This is a genomic window from Massilia sp. Root351 (genome assembly GCF_001425045.1).
Taxonomy (GTDB): domain Bacteria; phylum Pseudomonadota; class Gammaproteobacteria; order Burkholderiales; family Burkholderiaceae_D; genus Rugamonas.
Genome location: NZ_LMDJ01000023.1, coordinates 1 through 19,422, shown reverse-complemented (window position 1 = coordinate 19,422; position 19,422 = coordinate 1). Strand labels below are relative to the sequence as shown.

Annotated in this window: 20 protein-coding genes, 1 tRNA gene and 1 pseudogene; 7 read left to right on the top strand and 15 right to left on the bottom strand. The window is 52.3% G+C overall.

Annotated elements, in window-relative coordinates; translation table 11 throughout:
* Positions 1-7: 7 nt before the first annotated feature.
* The 4 genes from ASD15_RS17345 to ASD15_RS17335 form a co-directional block, all read right to left on the bottom strand.
* Positions 8-841: a DUF2182 domain-containing protein gene (locus tag ASD15_RS17345; protein WP_057156250.1), complete on the bottom strand. Its 834-nt coding sequence runs from the start codon at positions 839-841 to the stop codon at positions 8-10.
* A complete protein-coding gene (locus tag ASD15_RS17340) occupies positions 842-1,570 on the bottom strand; it encodes a DUF1326 domain-containing protein (protein WP_229418242.1) in 729 nt (242 codons plus the stop codon).
* A 94-nt stretch (positions 1,571-1,664) separates the two neighbouring features.
* A tRNA-Gly gene (locus ASD15_RS32405) sits at positions 1,665-1,746 on the bottom strand.
* A gap of 419 nt (positions 1,747-2,165) precedes the next feature.
* Entirely contained in the window at positions 2,166-3,062 is an 897-nt protein-coding gene (locus tag ASD15_RS17335; RefSeq protein ID WP_057156249.1) for a LysR family transcriptional regulator, read from the bottom strand.
* A gap of 185 nt (positions 3,063-3,247) precedes the next feature.
* Here ASD15_RS17335 and ASD15_RS17330 point away from each other — a divergent pair, with 185 nt between their 5' ends.
* Complete coding sequence (locus ASD15_RS17330; RefSeq protein WP_057156726.1) at positions 3,248-4,201, top strand: aromatic alcohol reductase; 954 nt, start codon at positions 3,248-3,250, stop codon at positions 4,199-4,201.
* Between the two features lie 475 nt (positions 4,202-4,676).
* Here ASD15_RS17330 and ASD15_RS17325 read toward each other — a convergent pair whose 3' ends face one another.
* The 3 genes from ASD15_RS17325 to ASD15_RS17315 all read right to left on the bottom strand — a co-directional run bounded on the left by ASD15_RS17325 (position 4,677) and on the right by ASD15_RS17315 (position 7,544).
* The gene (locus ASD15_RS17325; RefSeq protein ID WP_057156248.1) at positions 4,677-5,540 is read right to left on the bottom strand and encodes a class I SAM-dependent methyltransferase; all 864 of its coding nucleotides are present in this window, start codon (positions 5,538-5,540) and stop codon (positions 4,677-4,679) included.
* A gap of 46 nt (positions 5,541-5,586) precedes the next feature.
* Positions 5,587-6,462, bottom strand: coding sequence for an alpha/beta fold hydrolase (locus ASD15_RS17320; RefSeq protein WP_057156247.1), 876 nt, complete (start codon positions 6,460-6,462; stop codon positions 5,587-5,589).
* A 188-nt stretch (positions 6,463-6,650) separates the two neighbouring features.
* Complete coding sequence (locus ASD15_RS17315; protein ID WP_057156246.1) at positions 6,651-7,544, bottom strand: NAD(P)/FAD-dependent oxidoreductase; 894 nt, start codon at positions 7,542-7,544, stop codon at positions 6,651-6,653.
* Between the two features lie 188 nt (positions 7,545-7,732).
* Here ASD15_RS17315 and ASD15_RS17310 point away from each other — a divergent pair.
* Positions 7,733-8,238, top strand: a pseudogene (locus ASD15_RS17310) (TetR/AcrR family transcriptional regulator).
* Between the two features lie 480 nt (positions 8,239-8,718).
* Here the strand turns inward: ASD15_RS17310 and ASD15_RS31805 are convergent.
* The 3 genes from ASD15_RS31805 to ASD15_RS31795 form a co-directional block, all read right to left on the bottom strand.
* The gene (locus ASD15_RS31805; RefSeq protein ID WP_082551972.1) at positions 8,719-9,264 is read right to left on the bottom strand and encodes a hypothetical protein; all 546 of its coding nucleotides are present in this window, start codon (positions 9,262-9,264) and stop codon (positions 8,719-8,721) included.
* A 195-nt stretch (positions 9,265-9,459) separates the two neighbouring features.
* Entirely contained in the window at positions 9,460-10,590 is a 1,131-nt protein-coding gene (locus tag ASD15_RS31800; RefSeq protein WP_162249911.1) for an HNH endonuclease, read from the bottom strand.
* A 17-nt stretch (positions 10,591-10,607) separates the two neighbouring features.
* Entirely contained in the window at positions 10,608-13,115 is a 2,508-nt protein-coding gene (locus ASD15_RS31795) for a DEAD/DEAH box helicase family protein (RefSeq protein ID WP_082551903.1), read from the bottom strand.
* A 164-nt stretch (positions 13,116-13,279) separates the two neighbouring features.
* Here ASD15_RS31795 and ASD15_RS17305 point away from each other — a divergent pair, with 164 nt between their 5' ends.
* Complete coding sequence (locus ASD15_RS17305) at positions 13,280-13,855, top strand: tyrosine-type recombinase/integrase (RefSeq protein ID WP_057156245.1); 576 nt, start codon at positions 13,280-13,282, stop codon at positions 13,853-13,855.
* Between the two features lie 67 nt (positions 13,856-13,922).
* Here the strand turns inward: ASD15_RS17305 and ASD15_RS32400 are convergent, their stop codons facing one another.
* The 5 genes from ASD15_RS32400 to ASD15_RS32390 form a co-directional block, all read right to left on the bottom strand.
* Complete coding sequence (locus tag ASD15_RS32400; protein ID WP_157200992.1) at positions 13,923-14,411, bottom strand: hypothetical protein; 489 nt, start codon at positions 14,409-14,411, stop codon at positions 13,923-13,925.
* Complete coding sequence (locus ASD15_RS17300; RefSeq protein WP_057156244.1) at positions 14,404-14,841, bottom strand: hypothetical protein; 438 nt, start codon at positions 14,839-14,841, stop codon at positions 14,404-14,406. The genes ASD15_RS32400 and ASD15_RS17300 overlap by 8 nt, the downstream gene beginning before the upstream one ends.
* A 131-nt stretch (positions 14,842-14,972) precedes the next feature.
* On the bottom strand, positions 14,973-15,758 hold the full coding sequence (locus tag ASD15_RS32395; protein ID WP_157200991.1) for a hypothetical protein: 786 nt from the start codon (positions 15,756-15,758) through the stop codon (positions 14,973-14,975).
* Positions 15,755-16,033 (bottom strand): HU family DNA-binding protein, encoded by a 279-nt coding sequence (locus ASD15_RS31790; protein ID WP_082551902.1) that lies wholly within the window; start codon positions 16,031-16,033, stop codon positions 15,755-15,757. Before ASD15_RS31790 ends, ASD15_RS32395 begins: the two co-directional genes overlap by 4 nt.
* Before the next feature lie 634 nt (positions 16,034-16,667).
* Entirely contained in the window at positions 16,668-17,177 is a 510-nt protein-coding gene (locus tag ASD15_RS32390; protein ID WP_157200990.1) for a hypothetical protein, read from the bottom strand.
* 166 nt (positions 17,178-17,343) lie between these two features.
* Between ASD15_RS32390 and ASD15_RS32385 the strand changes: the two genes are divergently transcribed.
* From ASD15_RS32385 to ASD15_RS17280, 4 genes are all read left to right on the top strand, one after another.
* Entirely contained in the window at positions 17,344-17,640 is a 297-nt protein-coding gene (locus ASD15_RS32385; protein WP_157200989.1) for a DUF6626 family protein, read from the top strand.
* A 79-nt stretch (positions 17,641-17,719) separates the two neighbouring features.
* A complete protein-coding gene (locus ASD15_RS17290; protein ID WP_057156242.1) occupies positions 17,720-18,115 on the top strand; it encodes a hypothetical protein in 396 nt (131 codons plus the stop codon).
* A 145-nt stretch (positions 18,116-18,260) separates the two neighbouring features.
* A complete protein-coding gene (locus ASD15_RS17285; protein ID WP_057156241.1) occupies positions 18,261-18,575 on the top strand; it encodes a DUF1153 domain-containing protein in 315 nt (104 codons plus the stop codon).
* The gene (locus ASD15_RS17280) at positions 18,572-19,393 is read left to right on the top strand and encodes an IS3 family transposase (protein WP_057156240.1); all 822 of its coding nucleotides are present in this window, start codon (positions 18,572-18,574) and stop codon (positions 19,391-19,393) included. The genes ASD15_RS17285 and ASD15_RS17280 overlap by 4 nt, the downstream gene beginning before the upstream one ends.
* The last annotated feature ends 29 nt before the right edge of the window (positions 19,394-19,422 follow it).

Genomic DNA, 19,422 nt, shown 5'->3' with positions numbered 1-19,422 from the left:
TAGGATTCTAGAGATGAAACGGCAACGCCAGCATGCCGGGCCCGGTCGCACCGGCATACAACAGTGTGGCAATGCCCCACCCGATCAGTAAAACTCCCGCACCGCGGCCGATCCAGTAGCCTGCGGGAACAAGCTTCTCGGCCAGAACCAGGATGGCCAGCCCGGCAATCCAGCCCAGGTTCATGATGCCGCCGACAAAGAGCAGTAGCATCAGCATCCAGCAACAGCCCACGCAGTAGACGCCATGCAGCACTCCCATCACGAACGCGCCACGCGCGCCGGATCGCCAATGGCTCAGCACGAATTCCAGGGGGGAACGACAGCTTTGCAGGCAAGTCTTCTTAAGCGGCGACCATTGATAGAGGCCTGCCGCGATCAGTATTCCACCGGCCAGGGTCTTGCTTGTCGTCTCCATCATGGGCGAGAGCAGGGCAAGCCGCTCCATGCCATACTGAAGCGCAACCGCGGCGAGGCTGAAGGCGGTCCAGATCGCGACATAGCCGGCGGCGAAGATCCCCGAACGCGCGGTCGGCATGCCGCTTGTGTCACGGCCGCGTGCAATCGCGGCGTAGAACAGGATCATTGATGCGGCGCTCGGCAGCATCATGGCCGCCATCATCACAGTCCACATAAGCAACATAACGATGGCATGGCCGGGTGTCCACGGGCCCGAGCTCATGGGCATCAGCATGCCATCCATCTCCTGCATGGTGCCTGCGCCGGCCAGCAGATAGGTCCACGACAGCACGATAACGGCCAACACGCCTGCAATCACGAGGAGGCGATCGTACCGCAAGGCTCGTTCTACCAAGCCATTGCCGCGCCCACGAGCGCGCTTCATCTACGCTTCCACGCCATGCGGCGTTTGCACGACATCGGCCAGCGTACTGTGCGTTCCCCTGGTATCGAACCTGATGGCGCCAGTGCTGTGGATATTCGCTGAGGCGACTTCGCCCTCCCGGTGCTCGAACCCTTCTGGCATGACGACTTGAATGCGGTGCGGGGCGCCCGTCACGGGGTTCTTGATCGGTTCTACCTCGGTTGTGAGCACGCCCGGAATGTCGATGCCCGCGACCCTGGCGAGCTTGTCGAACTCGAAGTGTATGGGCGCAAAGATCGGCTCATGCATTGTCGCCACGATCAGGCTGAAAATATGGAACAACGTTCCTTCCGCAGAGTTTTTCCCGGACAGGATGGCAAACAATGCTTCGCGTTGCGCCGGTGTGGCGCGCTCATCGATGATCGCTTGCGCCTCGCCGTTGCCTTCGTGTAATGGCCCGGGAAAGTGGACTGTAACGAAAAAACTCAGGCCGCCAAGATCGGTCGACTCAAAATTTCCCTTCGTAATCCGCATCCCGAGAAGGCCTTTGCATTCTCCATTGGTGGGGCGTGCATTGAAATCGCACGGGCATCCAAACGCACAGTTGCAGTTCTTGACCCATTCGCCTTCCAGCCGCCAGTCTGCTCGTACCATGATCGCATCCTCCCAGTCGCAGTGTGCCCAGCTCTCAGCAAGGCAATGCTGTGGGAGGCGGCAAGCCTCCCGCAATTCACTGTAGGTCGTATCCATGGTGTCGGCAATGGCTTTTCTATATCCCAGAGGGGGGCCAGGGTCAGAATGCAAAACGCCGACCTGTGAAGGTCGCCATTTTGACTGGAAATTCTGGTGGCCCGGGGCGGAATCGAACCACCGGCACAAGTCACCGGTGGAAACGGCGGAGCCATCGGGCCGGTTACCACCAGACCGCCCAGCATGGGGCGCACCGGCTCGGCAATGCTGCGCAAACGCATCACCCGACCGTTCAGGGCTTGCCAGGCCGCGCTCGAGGTCCAGCTTCAACGCACCGGCTTGCCCAGTGCAGTGCTGCGGGCCGCAGGACCAGCCGTGGCTGATAAGCTTCTTTCCCGTTTATGCGCTTGGCAGAAGTTCCGGAGCGAGTCGGAGGGGCGGATGGTGTCCGCGTTTCACTTCTTCGTCCATCTTCGTACTCACTGATAATTTCCTCAATTATGACGCGAGCAGGAATTCAGTGGGTCGTTACACAATCATGCAAAAGTGTCGCCGCGTCGGGCGAACTAGCGCTGTCATTTTACGCTGAAAGCTACTGCCATTTCTTGTGGCAACTGATCATCTAGACCCTACAGCTATGTCCGCTTTTCGCGCCTTAACTAACATTACTGAACAACTCGGCCGTCCAATCGGCGAACGCTCGCATGGCGGGAGAGAGAAAGCGGTGATGGGGATAAACGAGTGATATCGGCACAGGTGCGGGCCGCATATCAGGAAGCACCTCGACTAATTTTCCGCTTCGCAAATGGTCCGCCACTAAAATTTCAGCCAACTGCATCAAGCCGACTCCGTCAAGGCCAAGCTTGATGTACAACCCAGTCTCATTAACTGCAACCGTCCCGGGAACTGGAACAGTGACGCTGTCCCCGCCCTCCACGAAATGCAGTTCGCCATCCCGACGCGTCGTACTGGAAAAGTAGTGTACCGCCCGGTGCCGTTGCAAAGCCTCCAGATCCTCGGGAATACCCTTCTCATCCAGGTAGCACGGCGCCGCGCAAGTAATCCACCGCAGCTCACCCAAGCGGCGCGCGACCAGCGTCGAGTCATGCAGTCTTCCGGTACGGATCACGCAGTCGACTCCGTCCTGAATCAGGTCCACCTGACGATCATTTATGCCGATCATTAGATAGATATCGGGGTAGCGTTGCTGGAATTGCTCCAACTGCGACAGGATAACGGCATGCGCAATGCCGCCCGGCATATCGACCCTCAGTCGCCCTTGCGGATGCTCCATCGCCCCATGCAGGCTGGCTTCCGTATCGTCAATGAGATCAAGTATCTCGCGGCAGCGGTAAAAGTACCGCTCCCCCTCTGGCGTCAAGCTAAGGTTTCTGGTGGAACGGTTAAGCAGGCGTGTCTGCAGATGTTTTTCCAGCCTCTTGATGATGCCGGTAACTGATGATGCCGGTAGGCCCAAGGTCTCTGCCGCTCGGACAAAACTCTTGCTTTCAACCACGCGAAGGAAAACTTGCATTGCCTGAACGCGATCCATTTCTTGCCCTGATACCGATATAGAAAACCGAACTATACCGCAAGATTGTTCGCCTTTTCTGCATGATGAAAACCTCTAGGGCCACTTTTTCTGCGTCATCCGTGTTGCTACAGTGCAGTCACATAAGTCATCAGGAGTAATCAAGAATGTCCAATCAAGATCGCCAACTGCATGTACCTCTCACGGTGAACCCAGCGGACCCTAACGCCATGTCTCACAATATTCTCGTGCTCGGCGCCGGAGAACTTGGCCTACCAGTGCTGCGCAGTCTTGCACGCCGCGCGAAGAGCATCGACGGTGTGAAGATCAGCGTCCTGCTACGCGCAAGCGCCGTTGAGTCCACCGCACCGGGCAAGCGACGTGACATCACAGAGATTCGGGAACTTGGTATCGAGATCGTCGTGGGCGATCTTGTGAAGAGCTCCGTTGACGAACTTGCCGAAGTATTCGCACGATATGACACAGTTATCGGTTGCGCCGGTTACGCTGCCGGGATCGACACGCCGATGAAATTAGCGCGCGCTGCCTTGCAGGCGCGAATCCCAAGATATTTTCCGTGGCAGTTCGGCGTCGACTTTGATGTCATCGGACGCGGCAGTCCGCAAGACATTTTCGACGCACAGTTGGACGTGCGGGAGCTTTTGCGCAGTCAGCACCAGACTGAGTGGGTCATTATCTCGACAGGTATGTTCATGAGCTACCTGTTTGAGCCCGAATTCGGCGTTGTCGACCTGCGCAACGACGCAATCCATGCACTGGGCAGCCTCGGCACCGCAGTGACGCTGACGACTCCCGATGATATCGGGATGCTGACTGCCGAAATCGTGTTCGAGAAACCTAGAATTCGGAACGAGATTGTCTTTCTGGCCGGCGACACAGTGACTTATGGCGAGGTCGCCGACAAGTTGGAAGCGTCCCTTGGCCGGCCCTTTAGCCGTTCGGAATGGAGTGAGGAGTATTTGCTCGGCGAACTGGCCCGCGACCCGCACAATATGATGAGCAAATATCGTGCTGCCTTTGCCCAAGGACGAGGTTTCGCTTGGAACAAGAGCGGCACGTTCAACAGCCAACGCGGCCTTCCGGTTACCGACGTGGTCACGTGGATCAATGCAAACCTGACATCCAGCCGCGGCAAGTAAGCCCGGCCGTCACGCGGGCATAGGCATCAGACCAGCTTGCGACCGCTGCGCGCTAGTCGGTGCGGTCGCCTGTGGCCGGGATCATGCTATAACCTGAATTCTTTAAATACCAAAATTAAAGCCCTGCACAGGTTGCAGGGCTCCAGTTTTAATCAATCACGGAAATTTGCATTTCCATGCAGCAACCCTACTCCCACTCGATTATCAATCACAGCCTGAAGCCATTGATTTCATGCGTGAATTTCAGTCAATCCGAGTTCGATACCATCAAAAATACCATCGCATCAATTCATCGAACGCCTTCGAAAAACAACGTTGAGCGCAACAATTCATCATACAACAGCAGGAGTTTAGCAGAGCGCCACGCCGCGCTCTCCGATACCAAGACCGTCGGTGAATACGGTCTCTCTGGCCCAACTGACCCGCCAAGACGCCCCGCTCCACCGAGCGTTGGCGTCTCCGCTGTTAGTCCCTGTCAGTTTTCCGGATTGCGCGCCATGACGATCCACGCCGCGCCGTCGATCATCACTGACCGCTCTCCGGCGTAGCCAGAGAAGGCGGTACGAACTGCGGACGAGGCGCGGGCGCGGATGTCGTCGGCCTGATCAGCGAGCGCGCGCGACAGCGGCCCGACTTCGAGCGCCATTTTCACCGCGTCGTCGATCGCTGCGTCCCGCGTTCCGCCCTCGCCCAACGGGATGGGAGCATCGAAAGGCGCGATAGCGATATCCGCGAAGCCAGCCGCCATCAGGATGCGCGCCACCCGCCCCCGGTCGCCGAACGAAAATGGACCGGGGGCTTCGGGATCGGGCGGCGCGATCGACGGGACGATGCCTTTGATCGCATCCATTGGCAGGCGCACCCAATCGTTCTCGGCCGCGCCGCGCCAGCAGACGAAAGCGACCCGCCCACCCGGCCGGAGCGCGCGTCGCATATGGGCGAACGCCCTTGTCGGATCGTCGAAGAACATCACCCCGAAACGGGAGAACAGGATGTCGAACGCGCCCTCGGGCAGCTCGGCGCTGCTGGCGTCGGCCACTTGGAAATGGACCGGCGTATCCGGTGACGCAAGCGCGCGCGCCCGGCCGATCAGCGGTTCGGAGATGTCCAAGCCCAGCACCTGCCCCGACGCCCCGACGCGGGCGGCCAGAGCCAAACTCGACGCGCCCGCGCCGCAGCCGACGTCCAGCACGCGCTCGCCCGTCCCGGGTGCGACGGCTTCGATCGCAGCCTGGCCGAACAGCGCCGCCATAGCGTCGAGCCGGGCCTGGTTGGCGACCCAGCGCTCCCCACTTTCGCCATTCCAGTCGGCGACCTGATAGGTATTACTCTCTGCCATGTCAAATCCTTGTTCTGATTCGTTCTTAACTAGTTGCCTTAACTTGCTACCTTTTGATCGAGGCGTAGGGCAAAGGGCGCTGCTCAGCCCATGCCGCAATCAGCTCCGCGATCGCCACGGGGGCCTCGATGTGCAGGAAGTGACCGACGCCGGGGACGACTTCCAGCGCGTGCGGACCGGCGAACCGATGTCTGTCATTGACCTGTTGGGGTAAGATGCAGCCATCGTCGGAACCGTGGAGCTGCAGCAGGGGCGTTGTGATCGGCTGAGATAGGCGACGCATCGCACCAAGCATGCCGGGTCGCAGCAGCCCCCGGTAGTAGCGCAAGGGCGCAGGCATACTCGCCCGCAGGGTCTCGTGTAGCTCCGCCTGGAGAGCTGGCTCGAGCGAGAGGCCGGGCGACCACTGACGCCATAGGTGGTCGATGAGGGCGAGATCTCGGGCGCTGACGATCCAGCCGCTTCCCGGCAGTTGGAAGAGCCCCATGTACCAGCTCCGGCGTAGCTGAGCGAGGCGCGGCTGGCTCAGAAACGTCAGTGGGTGGGGGAATGCCAGCGTTACGGCGCGTTCAATCCGCTCCGGCGCGGCGACGCAGACATCATATGTGATCGCGCCGCCCCAGTCGTGGCCGATCAATTCTACGGCTCGCCTGGGAGACCAGCGGTCGATCAACGCGAGCACGTCACCGGTAAGGGCGGCCATGTCGAACGGCCCCGCCGTTGGGGACGGGGCGTATCCGCGAAGCCAGGGGGCGACGACGTGACGTCCACGGCGACCGAGCTCGGCAAGGAAGGGCATCGCTGTCGGCGGATGGTCGGGGAAGCCGTGCAAGACAAGTGTCGGCTGACCAGTGGGATCACCACCCTGCAGCGCGTGAAAGGTGCCGTGTGGCAGGTCAAAGGTGACGTGTTTAAAGTCCATGTGGGTCAGGTTTCTCTAAAAGCGGATGGACAAAGATGCTGATGCTGACTTCAGCTTCACGGGTTGCGGACAAGTGCGTTTCCTCAGGCGCCGGTGCGGGTCAGCCGGCCAAACGGTTCTTCGTGACACCGGCCCGCAATCTTCACAATATGGCGGCCTGCGGCACGCGGGGAAAGGACTCTCAACTCTCAAACCAGCATCGATTGCTGGGCGAAGATACCCGCCATCGCGCCCTGCGATGATGCAACTGTGACCGAAGGCAGGAGTGGCGTGGCGAGGTCGCCAGCGGCGTAGATGCCGGGCATACTGGTTTGGCGGCGTTCGTCGACCTTGAGGCCGATGCCGGCAGGTGTATCCACCGTGGCGAGGCCCAGTGATTCATGCAGGCCTGCGGACGGCCTGTTGCGCGGTTGGGCAAACAGGACGTCAACCGCGATATTGCGGCGGGTATCGAGATTGACTGTGGTGATATGCCCCTTGTGATGGGCGATCTCTACGATCCGGCCATCGACGACAGGTATCTTGCGGTGCGCCAGATCGGCCTGGATATCGGGCGGAATGTCATGACCATCGGCGAAGACAGTCAACTTGTCGGTCCAATGTTGGAACAGCCTGACAGACTGGTGCGACTGCGGGCCGGACCAGACGAAGCCCCAATGCCGGCCGGCGACTTCAAAGCCGTCGCAATAGGGACAGGGCACGATGGACGTGCCCCAGCATTCGGCAAAGCCCGGAACATCAGGCATCTGGTCGGCGACGCCATAGCTCAGGATCAGGCGGCGCGCCCCATGGCTTTCGCAATCACCAGTGAGGACGGAGAAATCATCGATGGCGCCGGAGACACTGTCGGCACGGGCACTGACCAGCCTGATCGTGGGATAACGCGCCAGTTGCTGCCGCGCCGAGGCCAAGATGTCCAGTGGTGGCTTGTGATCGTGGCCGAGCAGGCCATGCGAGTGACTGGCAAAGCGATTGCGTGGCAGGCCGGTATCGAGAACGGTGACCTTGCGGCGGGCACGACCGAGCTGCAGCGCGGCGGCGAGGCCGGCAAAACTGCCGCCGATGATGATGACGTCATTCATAGTGATGGGCTCCGTGTTGTGGATGGAGGGGGATATCGCCGGGCGTACTAGCCATTGGCTTGCGCATTTTGAATACTGAACGGTATCATAATTGACGAATTTAAATACTGTCAAGTACCTAAATTATCGTGACCGAAAACAGTTAGGGGCGGCGCGGCCGGCCCGCCAACGAGGCCCGAGGCCAAACGATAGTCGACGCTCCGTACGAACGCTTTGTGGAACTGGGTTTTCAAGCGACGACAATGGATAAGGGCGCCCAGCGGGCGAAGATTTCCAAGCTAAGCATCTATCGGCACTTCGAGAACAAGGAGGCGCTGTTCAGCGCGGCCCTTGTGGCCCGCTGCCATCAGTTTGCACCACAGGCCCTTGTTGAAAGCGTCGACGGTTCGGCCGAAGATCGGCTCATGGTTGTAGGATCATCGCCGCTTCGCACGCTGTTGAGCCCGGAAGTCCGCCGTGTCGAAGCCACGACCATGGCCGACAAGACGAATCAAAAGTCGTTAAGCAAGCTCCATTACGAAGCCGGGCCCGCCCATGCCATCGCCCAAATCGAGGCCCTGTTGCGTCAATTGCACGCGAAGGCGGTTCTGAACGTGCCCGATCCTCTCCGGTCCGCCCGCTTGTTTCCTATAGCAGGTCGGCCATCGCCTTGTTCCTCGCCGCGCACGGTAGCAATGGCCACGGGGGCGGATAGTGATCTTAATGCTGTCGGGCTAAGGGGAGGAAAAACCGGGGACTCGGAACGGGGAATATATGAAAAAGGCCCTGTAAAAACAGGGCCTTAAATCCTTCAAGTGAGCCAACATGCAATATTAATGTAATTGCAACTCACTCCCACTCAATAACCACATCCTTGACAAACCCTTTAAAATCAATAATCTAAACGAGGCAAAAAACCACTGTGTAACTTTCGCGTGACAAGAACGAAAATTTCCAAAAAAGAAATAAAGTCCACGCTTATCAATATAATCAATGACATACGCAAATGAAGTTACACACTGTGCGGCAGTCCAGCTTATGCACTGCACTATGACTTCTCACCTAACCGTCGTATTTCAAAATGGACTTCTACTACTACTTTCCGTGAATCTTCTACTTAATTGTTTTTTTTAAAAGTCTTTACTTTGAAAACGGTAGAGCATATTGGTCGTAGAATTCTTAACAATCTATCGACCTATTTTTTACCTATACCAATTAAGGTTTCAAGTTTCGTACCAACTGGAATTTCTGGAACACCTTCTTTTTCCATTTTTTCCATTGCTTCCTTAATCGGCAAAGCTTGTATAAAAAATGCACTTAATTTCCTATTCAAATCGCCGATCCAAACTTCGCTATCTTTCTTCTCTAAAAAATCAATCAACTTGGCATTTAACGGATCAGCCTGAAAGTGAAACGTAGCATTTCGGAAACGTCGCAAAAGATCCACATATTCGCCAACTGCTAAAACCTCATCAAGAGGCTTAAACCGGATATCTGGAAATTTATTCAAAAGCTCCTGATAGCCCTCGATTACCACATACAACAATGAATACCAAACCTGCATACGGCAGATCATTGATGCGTGCTCTCCAAAAGCCACATATTCGATACCAAACTTTTTAATATATTCCTCTTCCTGAATCGGTGTAACGGTCTTTTGTTTTAGCACAACACGCACAGCATCTGCAACGATCCAATGTCGATGTAAAGCAGCAAGTTTTACAATATTATCATTTTCCATTATCAGATATACTTTCGAAAAAAACTTGAATACGAACACAACACTACAACATAGATTTACCTGAAATTTCTACTCAGCGTATTTCAACAGCCACTTGGATATCGCGCCATTCTGACTGCACACCTGATGAGTGGGATTCTTCCATGTATAATGGCGCAATCGTCAACATAACGCACACCTGCAGTGTTAAAAACACTATTTTCTCACTCCCATTTGATGCAATATATAAGGCATCAACTCCTCGACCATAGTCGAAGAAAATTTTCTACTAATGTCCGGTGTAATTGTATCTCCTTCTACGAGACCTAATTTTTCACCAGCGGCAAAAAAAGAGCTCTTTACCGCATTGCTAAGGCCACGCTCTTTGTTTCGTCGCATAACTTCATCCATAGATGATGTAATTGCTGCCATATAACTTTCGTCCGTATAACCGTAGCCATTTAAAGTCTTCTCTATCATCTCATCTGTCAATGACCACACTACTTCAATATTAACAGATAGCGCAGTTGATGGATCAATAGCATAAACCTCACGTAGCTCAGGGCCATCGTAATTTTTGCTCAACTCAATTAACCATCGTGCCAATCCAAAGTATTCAACATACGCGAAAAGTCTATTCCGCCCTCTATCGCCAAAAAGTGCAATGCAGTGGAACAAAGTATTGGCGGGCCGAATTTTAACAACGTCTGCCAAATACATTAGGCCATAGCAAGACGAGTCAGCAGTTTCATCACAAACAAAATTTTTTGCATTCTCGCACGAATGAGGATTTATACCTCTTGAAAAGGCAAACGCCAGTGCAGTTTTTACTACTGATCTACCAGCTAATGGCCCACCAAAATTCATATCAATATGCAAAGGCTCATTCAAGTAACTGGTTTTGATTTTTGCATTTTCAAGAAGCTTATCTTTGTCAATTTGCGGAAATCGTTTAGCGATTTCTTCGATCTTTTTCTTGGCCTCCTTAGGCGTTCTGGCAATGAATGAGATCTTCGTTTGCTCTCCATCCTTCAATTCTTGGTACTTAAATTTAGCGGGGAGCATTGAACCATCATTTTGAAGCAGGAATTTCTCGCCCGAAACTGTCGAAACGAGTTTCGGTGGTGATTCGTTTCGGTCCCTAATTATTCCAATCATTAAAGCTATCCAGTTAAACTGTGCAGCAAGTTCCGCATCCCATTTGTCTCCAGTTGCGCTATTGCAGGAAACGCAAATAAAGTCTTCAACCTCATCCCAGCCGCCAATCGAATTTGGGATAATATGCTCTTTAGTCTTGTTCTCATCCGTAAGCTGCGTGGAACATAGCGTACAATTCGTATTTAGCACCGTAATATCTTCCTAACCTAATCTTGATCATCAAATGGAACCAAGTAATTATCGACAAACTTACTTGCACGCAGATTAGATTTCGCTAACAAGCGACTGCACTCAGCTTCAAGGCTCTTACCTTCCAGTTGTGATTCACAAAGACTAAGAAGCAACGATCTGGCATCAGAAATCAACGCTGCAATCTTTTCATACGTCAAAGCGTGAGATGCCCCCGCCACCGCTGCTTTCGTAGCTCGATTCTTGGGATGTACACTTACGCGAACGCATTCATACCCTTTGTAGTTCGCTGCAAACCATTCCGCTGCAACCAAGAGCTGGCCGTGCTCTTCTTTGGTCAATGCATTCTTACCCTTCTTTCGACTCTTTGCCTCAATCACAAAACCAACTTTATCTGGCAACAACCATAAAACATCCGGCCCCTCGCCATTGCTATCGTGACGTTCCGCTAAGAATCCCAACATAACAGCAAGATCAGCAAGGGCTTGCTCAAATTGATTTGATGACGCATTCGCATTCAAAAAGGCTACGACCTCCTCAAAGGACTGTAAAAACCCTCTTCGCAGTCGATAACCGCCCAATTGACGAACAATACTTTGCGATTGCGCCTCTGGGACATGCATTGCTCGATATGGCGGAAGAACTTTCGGTCGAAGCAAATTCCTGTTGTTTGCAAATGCCTGCCGCTGTAAATCCTCCGCTCTGTCTGAATGCCCCCAGTTATTCGCGATTCTCGCAGCCAGCTGTTCCAACCATCCCCGAGACTGAAGATCTAACGCCGAATTAGCAGATAACAATTTCTCTACTGCTGCGATTGCTTTTTCAAAATAGCCGTCATGCCAAAGATTGACCGCCTTTCTCTCAACCCCAGCTTGGCCATAGCGAAGTACGTCCGACGAGTCTTCATCAATAAGTTCAGCCAGGGTTTCCGCGTGATACTCAGTCCAACTGCGATCACGGTCAAAGCACCGCTGCATTGTTTTCGCCAGGTCTTTCAGGTCAACAACCTCCTTGCTGACTTCAGTACCCATTTCAAGCTGGGCGCGCGTTGCACTGGTCAGAAATCTGAAATTTGCGTCTTTAGCTACCCAAGCAGCCAGCGCTGAACCTACCAACATCACCACGCAATGATCGCCAGCGCCGCGGGCACCTCTGCCTATCCCTTGCTCTATGCGCTGCGCCAGCATTCTCGTAATTGTCGTGCCACCATAAAGCGCACTTGCGCGAAATAGTTCGTAGTTAGAGGTTCCAATAGGCAAGCCACTCATGATGAGAAGACGGCATGAATCACCCGGTAAATCTATTCCATCATAACGATTAGAGAAAACTGCTGGGCCGTAAGTCTGTTTCTCCTGTAATTCGGAAATTAACTTGCTAACCTCTTTAGGACCTACCGCGACGGTTGCTATATCAGTCCACGATTTCGCTGCCTCATCCGACGGCACAATTATTACTGTCCCTCGCTCGTGTTTAGTTGTCCACTTTATTAGTCTCTCAATCGAATCCTTCCCACCAAATTCAAATGGCATCAAGTCTGGTATTAGTATCATTCTTTCGCTAATACCAGCGAGCGAGCGCGATTTAAGCGCATTCTTTACCGAATTTGAATCAGCATCAAAGATGCGTACTATATCGCTGTCATCTGCAATGGTAGCCGACATGTAAATTCGTCTTGGAGCTTCTGCGAAAGTTGGAAACGCTTGCACCAAAGGCAGCATCGGGGTGAGAGTAAAGGCTTTATGACTTATTAATGCATGACAAAGATGCAATTGATCCCGTAACAGAGGCCACACTAATGCATAATCCTCCGCATCAGTTTTCAGTTGTTCACGAACAGCGTCGAGCTGCTCTTGCAATGCCCAATAAGGAACTTCCAATACTGAATAGTCAGAACCAGCTACTATGTCATCAAAAGTTCCAAGCCTATCAATCTCCTTAAACGCTTTTCGAAATAGCCCGACCAAACTTTCATACCGATCTCGACTTTTTTCAGACTTCACCTCTAACGTGAATGAGTCACGAACGACAGAAAAAGCAGCATGAGCGTCATCAAGTATGACGGCAGCAACTGTCTGGGGACGCCCCGTACCCCTAACACCAAATTTACTCCTGCCGTTAAATAGCGCGCTGTATGTTGCAATCATGATGGCTTTACTGTTTACAAAGTCATCATTGAGAGGTTTTCCAGTTTCATAGGGCACAACTGCAATACCGAGAGCATTTGCCTTCTCAATAGTTTGCTGAACCAGCTGAGTTGTAGGCGCTAAGTACAGTACTGGCTCACCAGTCTCATTCAATGTCGACTGGGCCATCAGTAACCCAACAAGGGTTTTACCGCCTCCCGTATGCAATTTCAACACCACATCTCGATCAGTTCGCCGGTCGAACCAAGCCTGAAGCACCTCTGCTTGGCTTGTATAAAGATCGTTGATGCCAATAGGCTTCGGTTGCCGACGAAAGATCTCTACAGGATCAATTGCCTTAGCCTTTGCTGTTCTTGTTCTAAGCTTGTTGAAATCAACCATCGCTACTCCTATTCAATAAAACATAAGGAAATACGAATTACTCAACATTATTGCGTAACTGCTTGATTTAATTGAAGACCACTGCCGTGCACACTTCGGTTGTCCAACCACAATGTCAGAAAATATACTGCTGCTACTTAAAACGCACGATTTTGGAGCAGCTAATGAAGCAAGCAAAAACCCTTTCCCCTGCTGAACTCAAACGCGTCCTGGCAGTTGCAAGTGCAGACAGACACGCAGAGCGTAACAAGCTGGCGATCCTGCTCAGCTTCTACGCAGGCCTACGTGTCAAGGAAATTGCCGCGCTGACTATCGGCGACGTATTCACCAAGAGCGGCGATGTCAAAAGTTTCATCCACCTAACCGCTGCACAAACAAAAGGCAGCGAAGGCCGCACCATCGTACTCGGCAGCAAGCTGATCGAAGCGATGCGTACCTACTATATACTTGCCAACTTGAAACAACAACAAGAAGTCGCCAAGCCCTTGCTGCGTTCGCAGAAGGGCACTGCGTTTTCCGCGAACTCACTCTGCCAGTTGTTCGCGCATCTGTACGCTGCTGCTGGCCTTGAGGGTGCCAGTAGTCATAGCGGCCGACGTACCTTCATCACCAACTTGTCGCAGAAAGGTGTCAGTGCAAAAGTGCTGATGACCTTGGCCGGACACAAAAACCTGTCGACGACGCAGAGGTACATCGACGTCAACGACACTATGCTTTTGCAGGCTGTTGAGCTTGCCTGACACCATATGTTGGCGCAAATGAAAAAGGAGCTTGCGACCTCTAAGCCACAAGCTCCTTGCTACGAAATTATTTTGATACTGCTAATCCATTACCAAGCCTACGCCGACTTGTCCACTTGGTACCAATCGAACAGGTCGTAAATAGGAACGCACCAGGAAGAATCAAACTAAAATTGCAGTACTCATATTCAGAAATGGCAACCTCTCTACGATCCGGCCACGTAACCTCCACGGTTGAACCTTGCTGCTCGATTCCCATATTCTCGACGATGCTGAGCAAAATAGTCCGATGATAGTAACGGCTACTTTCACCGTTTGGATCCTTTTTCACTGCATCAAGAACGGCAGACAAGCCCTCTGCCGTTTCCTTTAACTGGTGCGCCAATTGATTGTAAGCGGGACCGGTAAGATATCCCTTCGCATACCAAGGCACAACTTGATGATCCGGATACGTCAACAGTTTTTTCATCTCGATTGCTACTAAGGGTGAAAGCGTAAGTACAGAAGCGTTCACGTCCTCGCCAGTAACCCCAAGTGGCTTGTCAAGGTCACTCATCGCCATCTCCTTGCTTCGCAGCAAGGTTGCTTGCCATAACGACCAAAATGGCCTCGTCAAACGCCTTTGCTTCCGCAGCGGCAATCAGCTTGTCAAACATCTTGACCATCTGATCTTTACGAAGATTGCGATACATTTTTTTGCCAGCGCCAAAGATGTCTTGCAGCCACCGATTGCCATACTTGACGCCGATTGAGTATGTACCGTTCGGCATCTTCTTGAACACCGTGTCGAGCTTCTTTTCGCCGGCCGCAGGCTTGCCGCCGTTCTCAAAGTAGGTCTTGTTCAGTTGCAATTTCTTGACGACCTTTTGCCGCGCCTCTTCCAGAGTGTCAGGTGTATGCCGCGCCGGATTGCATTCATCGGTCGGCACCGCGTTCGGGAATTCCTGTTGAATGCTGTCCAAGAAGGACTTTAGATTGTCTTCCATAGCTAATCCTCGATAAGTTTCAAATTAGTTTGCGAACCTGCTTTGTCGCTTAGGCCTAAGCTGAGGTCAGTTTCGCACTCTGAAAAATGTCGGGGAAGTAGGGAACAGAGTTATATTTTTCTTGTTTCTCGCTATCGTTCAAAGTGATCGTAGGCGTTTGATTCAAACGGACTCAGATCAGGAAAGCGATTGCGAATGACATTCTTTGCTAATGCTTTGAAGTCTCGGCGGCATCGGTTCAATTGCACCTTGACGCTATTAAATTTTTGGTCTGATAACAAGCCAGTCTCTTCAATTCGTTTTCTTTCATCTGCTTCGAGCTCCCATCCCAAATTTCCGGCCTCTCGTCTGATGAAGTTTGCTACGACTTCTTTGTATGACAACTCGCCGCGCACATCGCCATCTTCGTCGCAATGCAGATAACTATGTTGACCGGCTATACAGGCCTGCCTCACTTGCTCATAACCGTGCAACACCTGCCCGCTCCTCTTTTTCTGCAAGCGGTATTTTGGTTCTGTTGCAGGCATCACTTCGTGCTTGATGTAATAGTCGGCCAAGTAGCGTTCCAGCAGTTTTTGCGTTTCAACTGGGTCTTTTGCAAGCGGAATATTGAGCAGAATATGACCTTCAGCTGCCGTGTATGCACTTGGGTTTATGATCTGTTGAATGCCAGGCAGAAATAGGTGCTGCCTCGGCTCAAACCAATCTTTCCATATATGGCTTTCGAGGCCGTCAAATCCATCGCTGACATCTCCGAAGTCTTCGTAGATATCCGCAATGTGCTTAAACTTCTTTTCGTAGTCCTGGCAGCGCACAACTGCATCATTCTGTCGAGCAATGCAGTAATCATCGTAATCGCTGTTTCGGCCAAGACACTGATACCAAAAACTGGCCCACTCCTCAGTCATCACCGTCATCGCCCTACCCCTTCCCTCAGCTCCTTGCCTGCCTTGAAGTATGTTTTGACGGTCGCTGGCACCGCTACGGCTTCGCCTGTCTTCGGATTTCGTCCTGTACGTGCGCCCACCTCCTTCAACTTGAATGTGCCAAAGCCGCGTATCTCGACGCCAGCGCCGGTACTGATCGCAGCAGCCACCGCGTCCAAAATCAGCTTGACAGCTACTTCGGCGTCTTGCTGGGTCAGATGCGGATATCGTTCCGCCACTGCTGCAATAGGTTCCTGTCGTGTCATCTTGCCTTGGTCGATTGATCGGTCAGTTGTACATCGTATTGGAATAGCTGCGCCGCTGCAATGCGCGCGCAAGTGCACAGACGCAAGCACCCGCCCAAAACCGCCCGCTGCTGCGTTTGTTAGGCGTCGGATATGCCTGCGTAGCTGACGGGCGGAAAAATGCGTTGTAGCGTCTTTTTTGCGCCCCATTGCTTACAGAGCAATTCGATGCCCATTGTCGCGTTATGCAATTGGTATTTTACTTGTTATGGATTTCGATTATGCACTGATGCCGTTGCCGAATCGGCCTTGAACATTTTGAAGAATTTATATCAGTCTTGAGCAGAATGCGTACATCGGTACATTCTTGAAAAGACTTATCAATTCGTATCGCCGTTGGTTGTCGTTGATACCGTGTACTGCAATAATTCTATTCGTGATAGATCCTATGCAGTTATACTGACTGGCTGATACTGTGATCATTATTGACTTATGCTGTCACTATTTATTAGTGATGTTTAGTTGAAGTGATATGAAGATAGTGATAATGCGATTACTACTGGCGTGACTGTAAACAAGGCTAACTGTTGCCAGTTGCCCTGTTCACATTTACTCAAGCCAGCAGCGTTTATTCTCTGCCTAACTGGCCTGCGTATTAGTAAATGTTGTTGTTAAGCTCGTCGTACGCGCTTGTATTACAAGTGCCAAACTGCTTTGTAATGTACTCTGCCCAACCTTCGCTGTAGATGGCTTTGCATTTTGTATGTGTATCTGGTCTATGAGTTACTTCTTGCCAAAGTAAGGCAATCAACATAGCAAAACGTTCGTCGCTATAATCTTCTGGTTTATGCAACGCGAGGTGAATATGAAAGTGTTTATCAATTCCATCACCCTCTATGAAGGCAGCAAACGGCGCACTTAATTTACAGTCGTATTTTACGGAACGTAAATGATTTTTCTTGTAATTAAGAGAAGCATTGTACTTGTCGCGAAAGAATTTTAGACGTTCTTGTACTTCTTCACGGCTATGTACCTTGTATGGAAATGTAAGCGTAACTGCATAGTCAAAATTAGCAGCGCCTTGAGTAATGCTTTTAGTAATTTCTTCGCGTACAGCTTGGCGGTTTAATGGATTTATATGCGTGTCTTGTTTAAATTTTTGCATTTATATTTTATCGAGCGAGAAGAGCAAAAATTGATATTTTTTTGCTCGTTCACCACTACGCACTATTGCTGTAGCGGCGCATAGGTATTTATACAATCTCCATCAAAATCACAATTTTTCCGTTAGCGATCCGATAAATACGAATACAACATAGGAAAAATTACGAATGCAAATACAAGATATTTACGATGAACTGAAGAAAGAAAATATGTGCAAGTCAGCGTATGCTTTCAGTCGCAATTACCTGAACAAAGACCCATCCTATATGAGCGTTTTGAAGGCGAGAGGCAAAGAGCCAAGCATCGAGGCATTAGCTGTGTTGAGCGTCGTGTTGCAGCAGCGATCCCTATTCCTAAGTCAAAGCGACAGCGAATCCATGCGATTAGCGGGAAAGAAATTAGCTACGCTACACAACCGAGTAGCAGATAGCGTGGTCAAGGCATGTGTTGAAAAAATTCAATGATTTTCGGCAATGTTTCGGTAGCTCTTTGCATTGCTCGACCATAAACTGTGAGCACTTAAACAACACACAGGAGTATGAAATGTCGAAAGCATCCATCTTGAGCACTTTGAAAATGACCGTTAAACAAGAAGCAAAAAGCAGCGATCCAATCATCAACCGTCGCAATCGGTTGCTGGAACGCCTGCAAGAGCAAAAGGCGCTCGCTCTGTGCTACGTCGATGGGAAACCCTTTGTGGGCCCAGACAAGCAGAAGAAGGTCGTGAATAAAGAGACGGGTGAGACGACTACTGAAGTCGTGCAGAAGCGCGTCAAAGCGTGGTTCAGCGGCAGCGCCGACGATATGCTGCTGGAGGTACGCTACGGCAATGTAGCTATGGAACTGGTGCCAGGCAAAACGGCGGTGGAGGTCGGCAAGATCGCAAAACTGCTACCTACGATTGGAACGGTCATTGAGGCCGTAGCAGCAGGTGTGTAACGACCCACTGAATTCCTGCACACGTCATAATTGAGGAAATTGACAGTGAGTACAAAGATGGACGAAGAGGTAAAACGCTGGACGGCCAAGCGCANTGTAACGACCCACTGAATTCCTGCACACGTCATAATTGAGGAAATTGACAGTGAGTACAAAGATGGACGAAGAGGTAAAACGCTGGACGGCCAAGCGCAAGAGCGCGCTGGTGTTGGAGATCATTCAAGGCAAGACGACGGTCGCAGAAGCGAGCCGCGCGTACGACTTGGCGCCGTCGGAAGTTGAAGCCTGGGTCGACGATGGCAAGCGTGGCATGGAGAACGCACTGCGCGCCAACCCGCTCGATGTGCGGGAGCAGTACGAACGCCAGATCAAGGAGTTGCAGGAGGCCTACGGCGAAGCGATGTTGGAGCTGCGCGTAAGAAAAAAGTTGCAGTCCCTGTTGGGCGAGGACGAGAAGTGATAGAAACGATCCGCCAGGGACTAAAAGAAGATGGATTGGTCGTCCCGGTGAGCAAGCTATGCAAGTGGCTGGAGGTGCCGCGTCGCACGGCCTACTACAAGCCGACCAAAGCAACGCCGAAGGTCAAGCCAGAGCTGTCCGCGCCCATCAAGGCGATGATCGAGGAATCGCCGTCCTTCGGCTACCGCACGGTGGCCTACCTGTTAGGCATGAACAAAAACACCGTCCAACGCATTTTCCAGCTCAAGGGATGGCAGGTGCGCAAACGGGCCATCGGTTTTCGTCCGCGCATTCAGGCACTGCCTTCCGTGGCGCGGGCGCCCAACGAGCGTTGGTCAACGGACATGTGCCGGATCTGGGCGGGCAAGGATGGCTGGGCGACCTTGGCCTTGGTGATCGACTGCCACACCCGAGAACTGCTGGGCTGGCACCTGTCGCGCAGCGGCAAGGCCTGCACGGCCTCAAGCGCGCTGGAACATGCTCTGATTGCCCGCTTTGGCACGTTGGGCCGTGTGCCGGCACCGTTCCTGCTGCGCAGTGACAACGGTCTAGTCTTCACCAGCCGCAGCTTCACGGCACTGGTGCGTGGCTATGGCCTCAAGCAGGAGTTCATCACGCCGCACTGCCCACAACAAAATGGCATGGTGGAAAGGGTAATCCGCACTTTGAAGGAACAGTGCACGCACCGGCATCGTTTCGAGACTTTGCAGCACGCCAGCCGCGTGATCGGCGACTGGATTCAGTTTTACAACCACAAGCGTCCACACCAGGCGCTGAGGATGCAAACCCCGGCGGCTACTTTTGCATTAGCCGCGTAAGTTGAGCAGATTTCGCTGGGTCATTACAG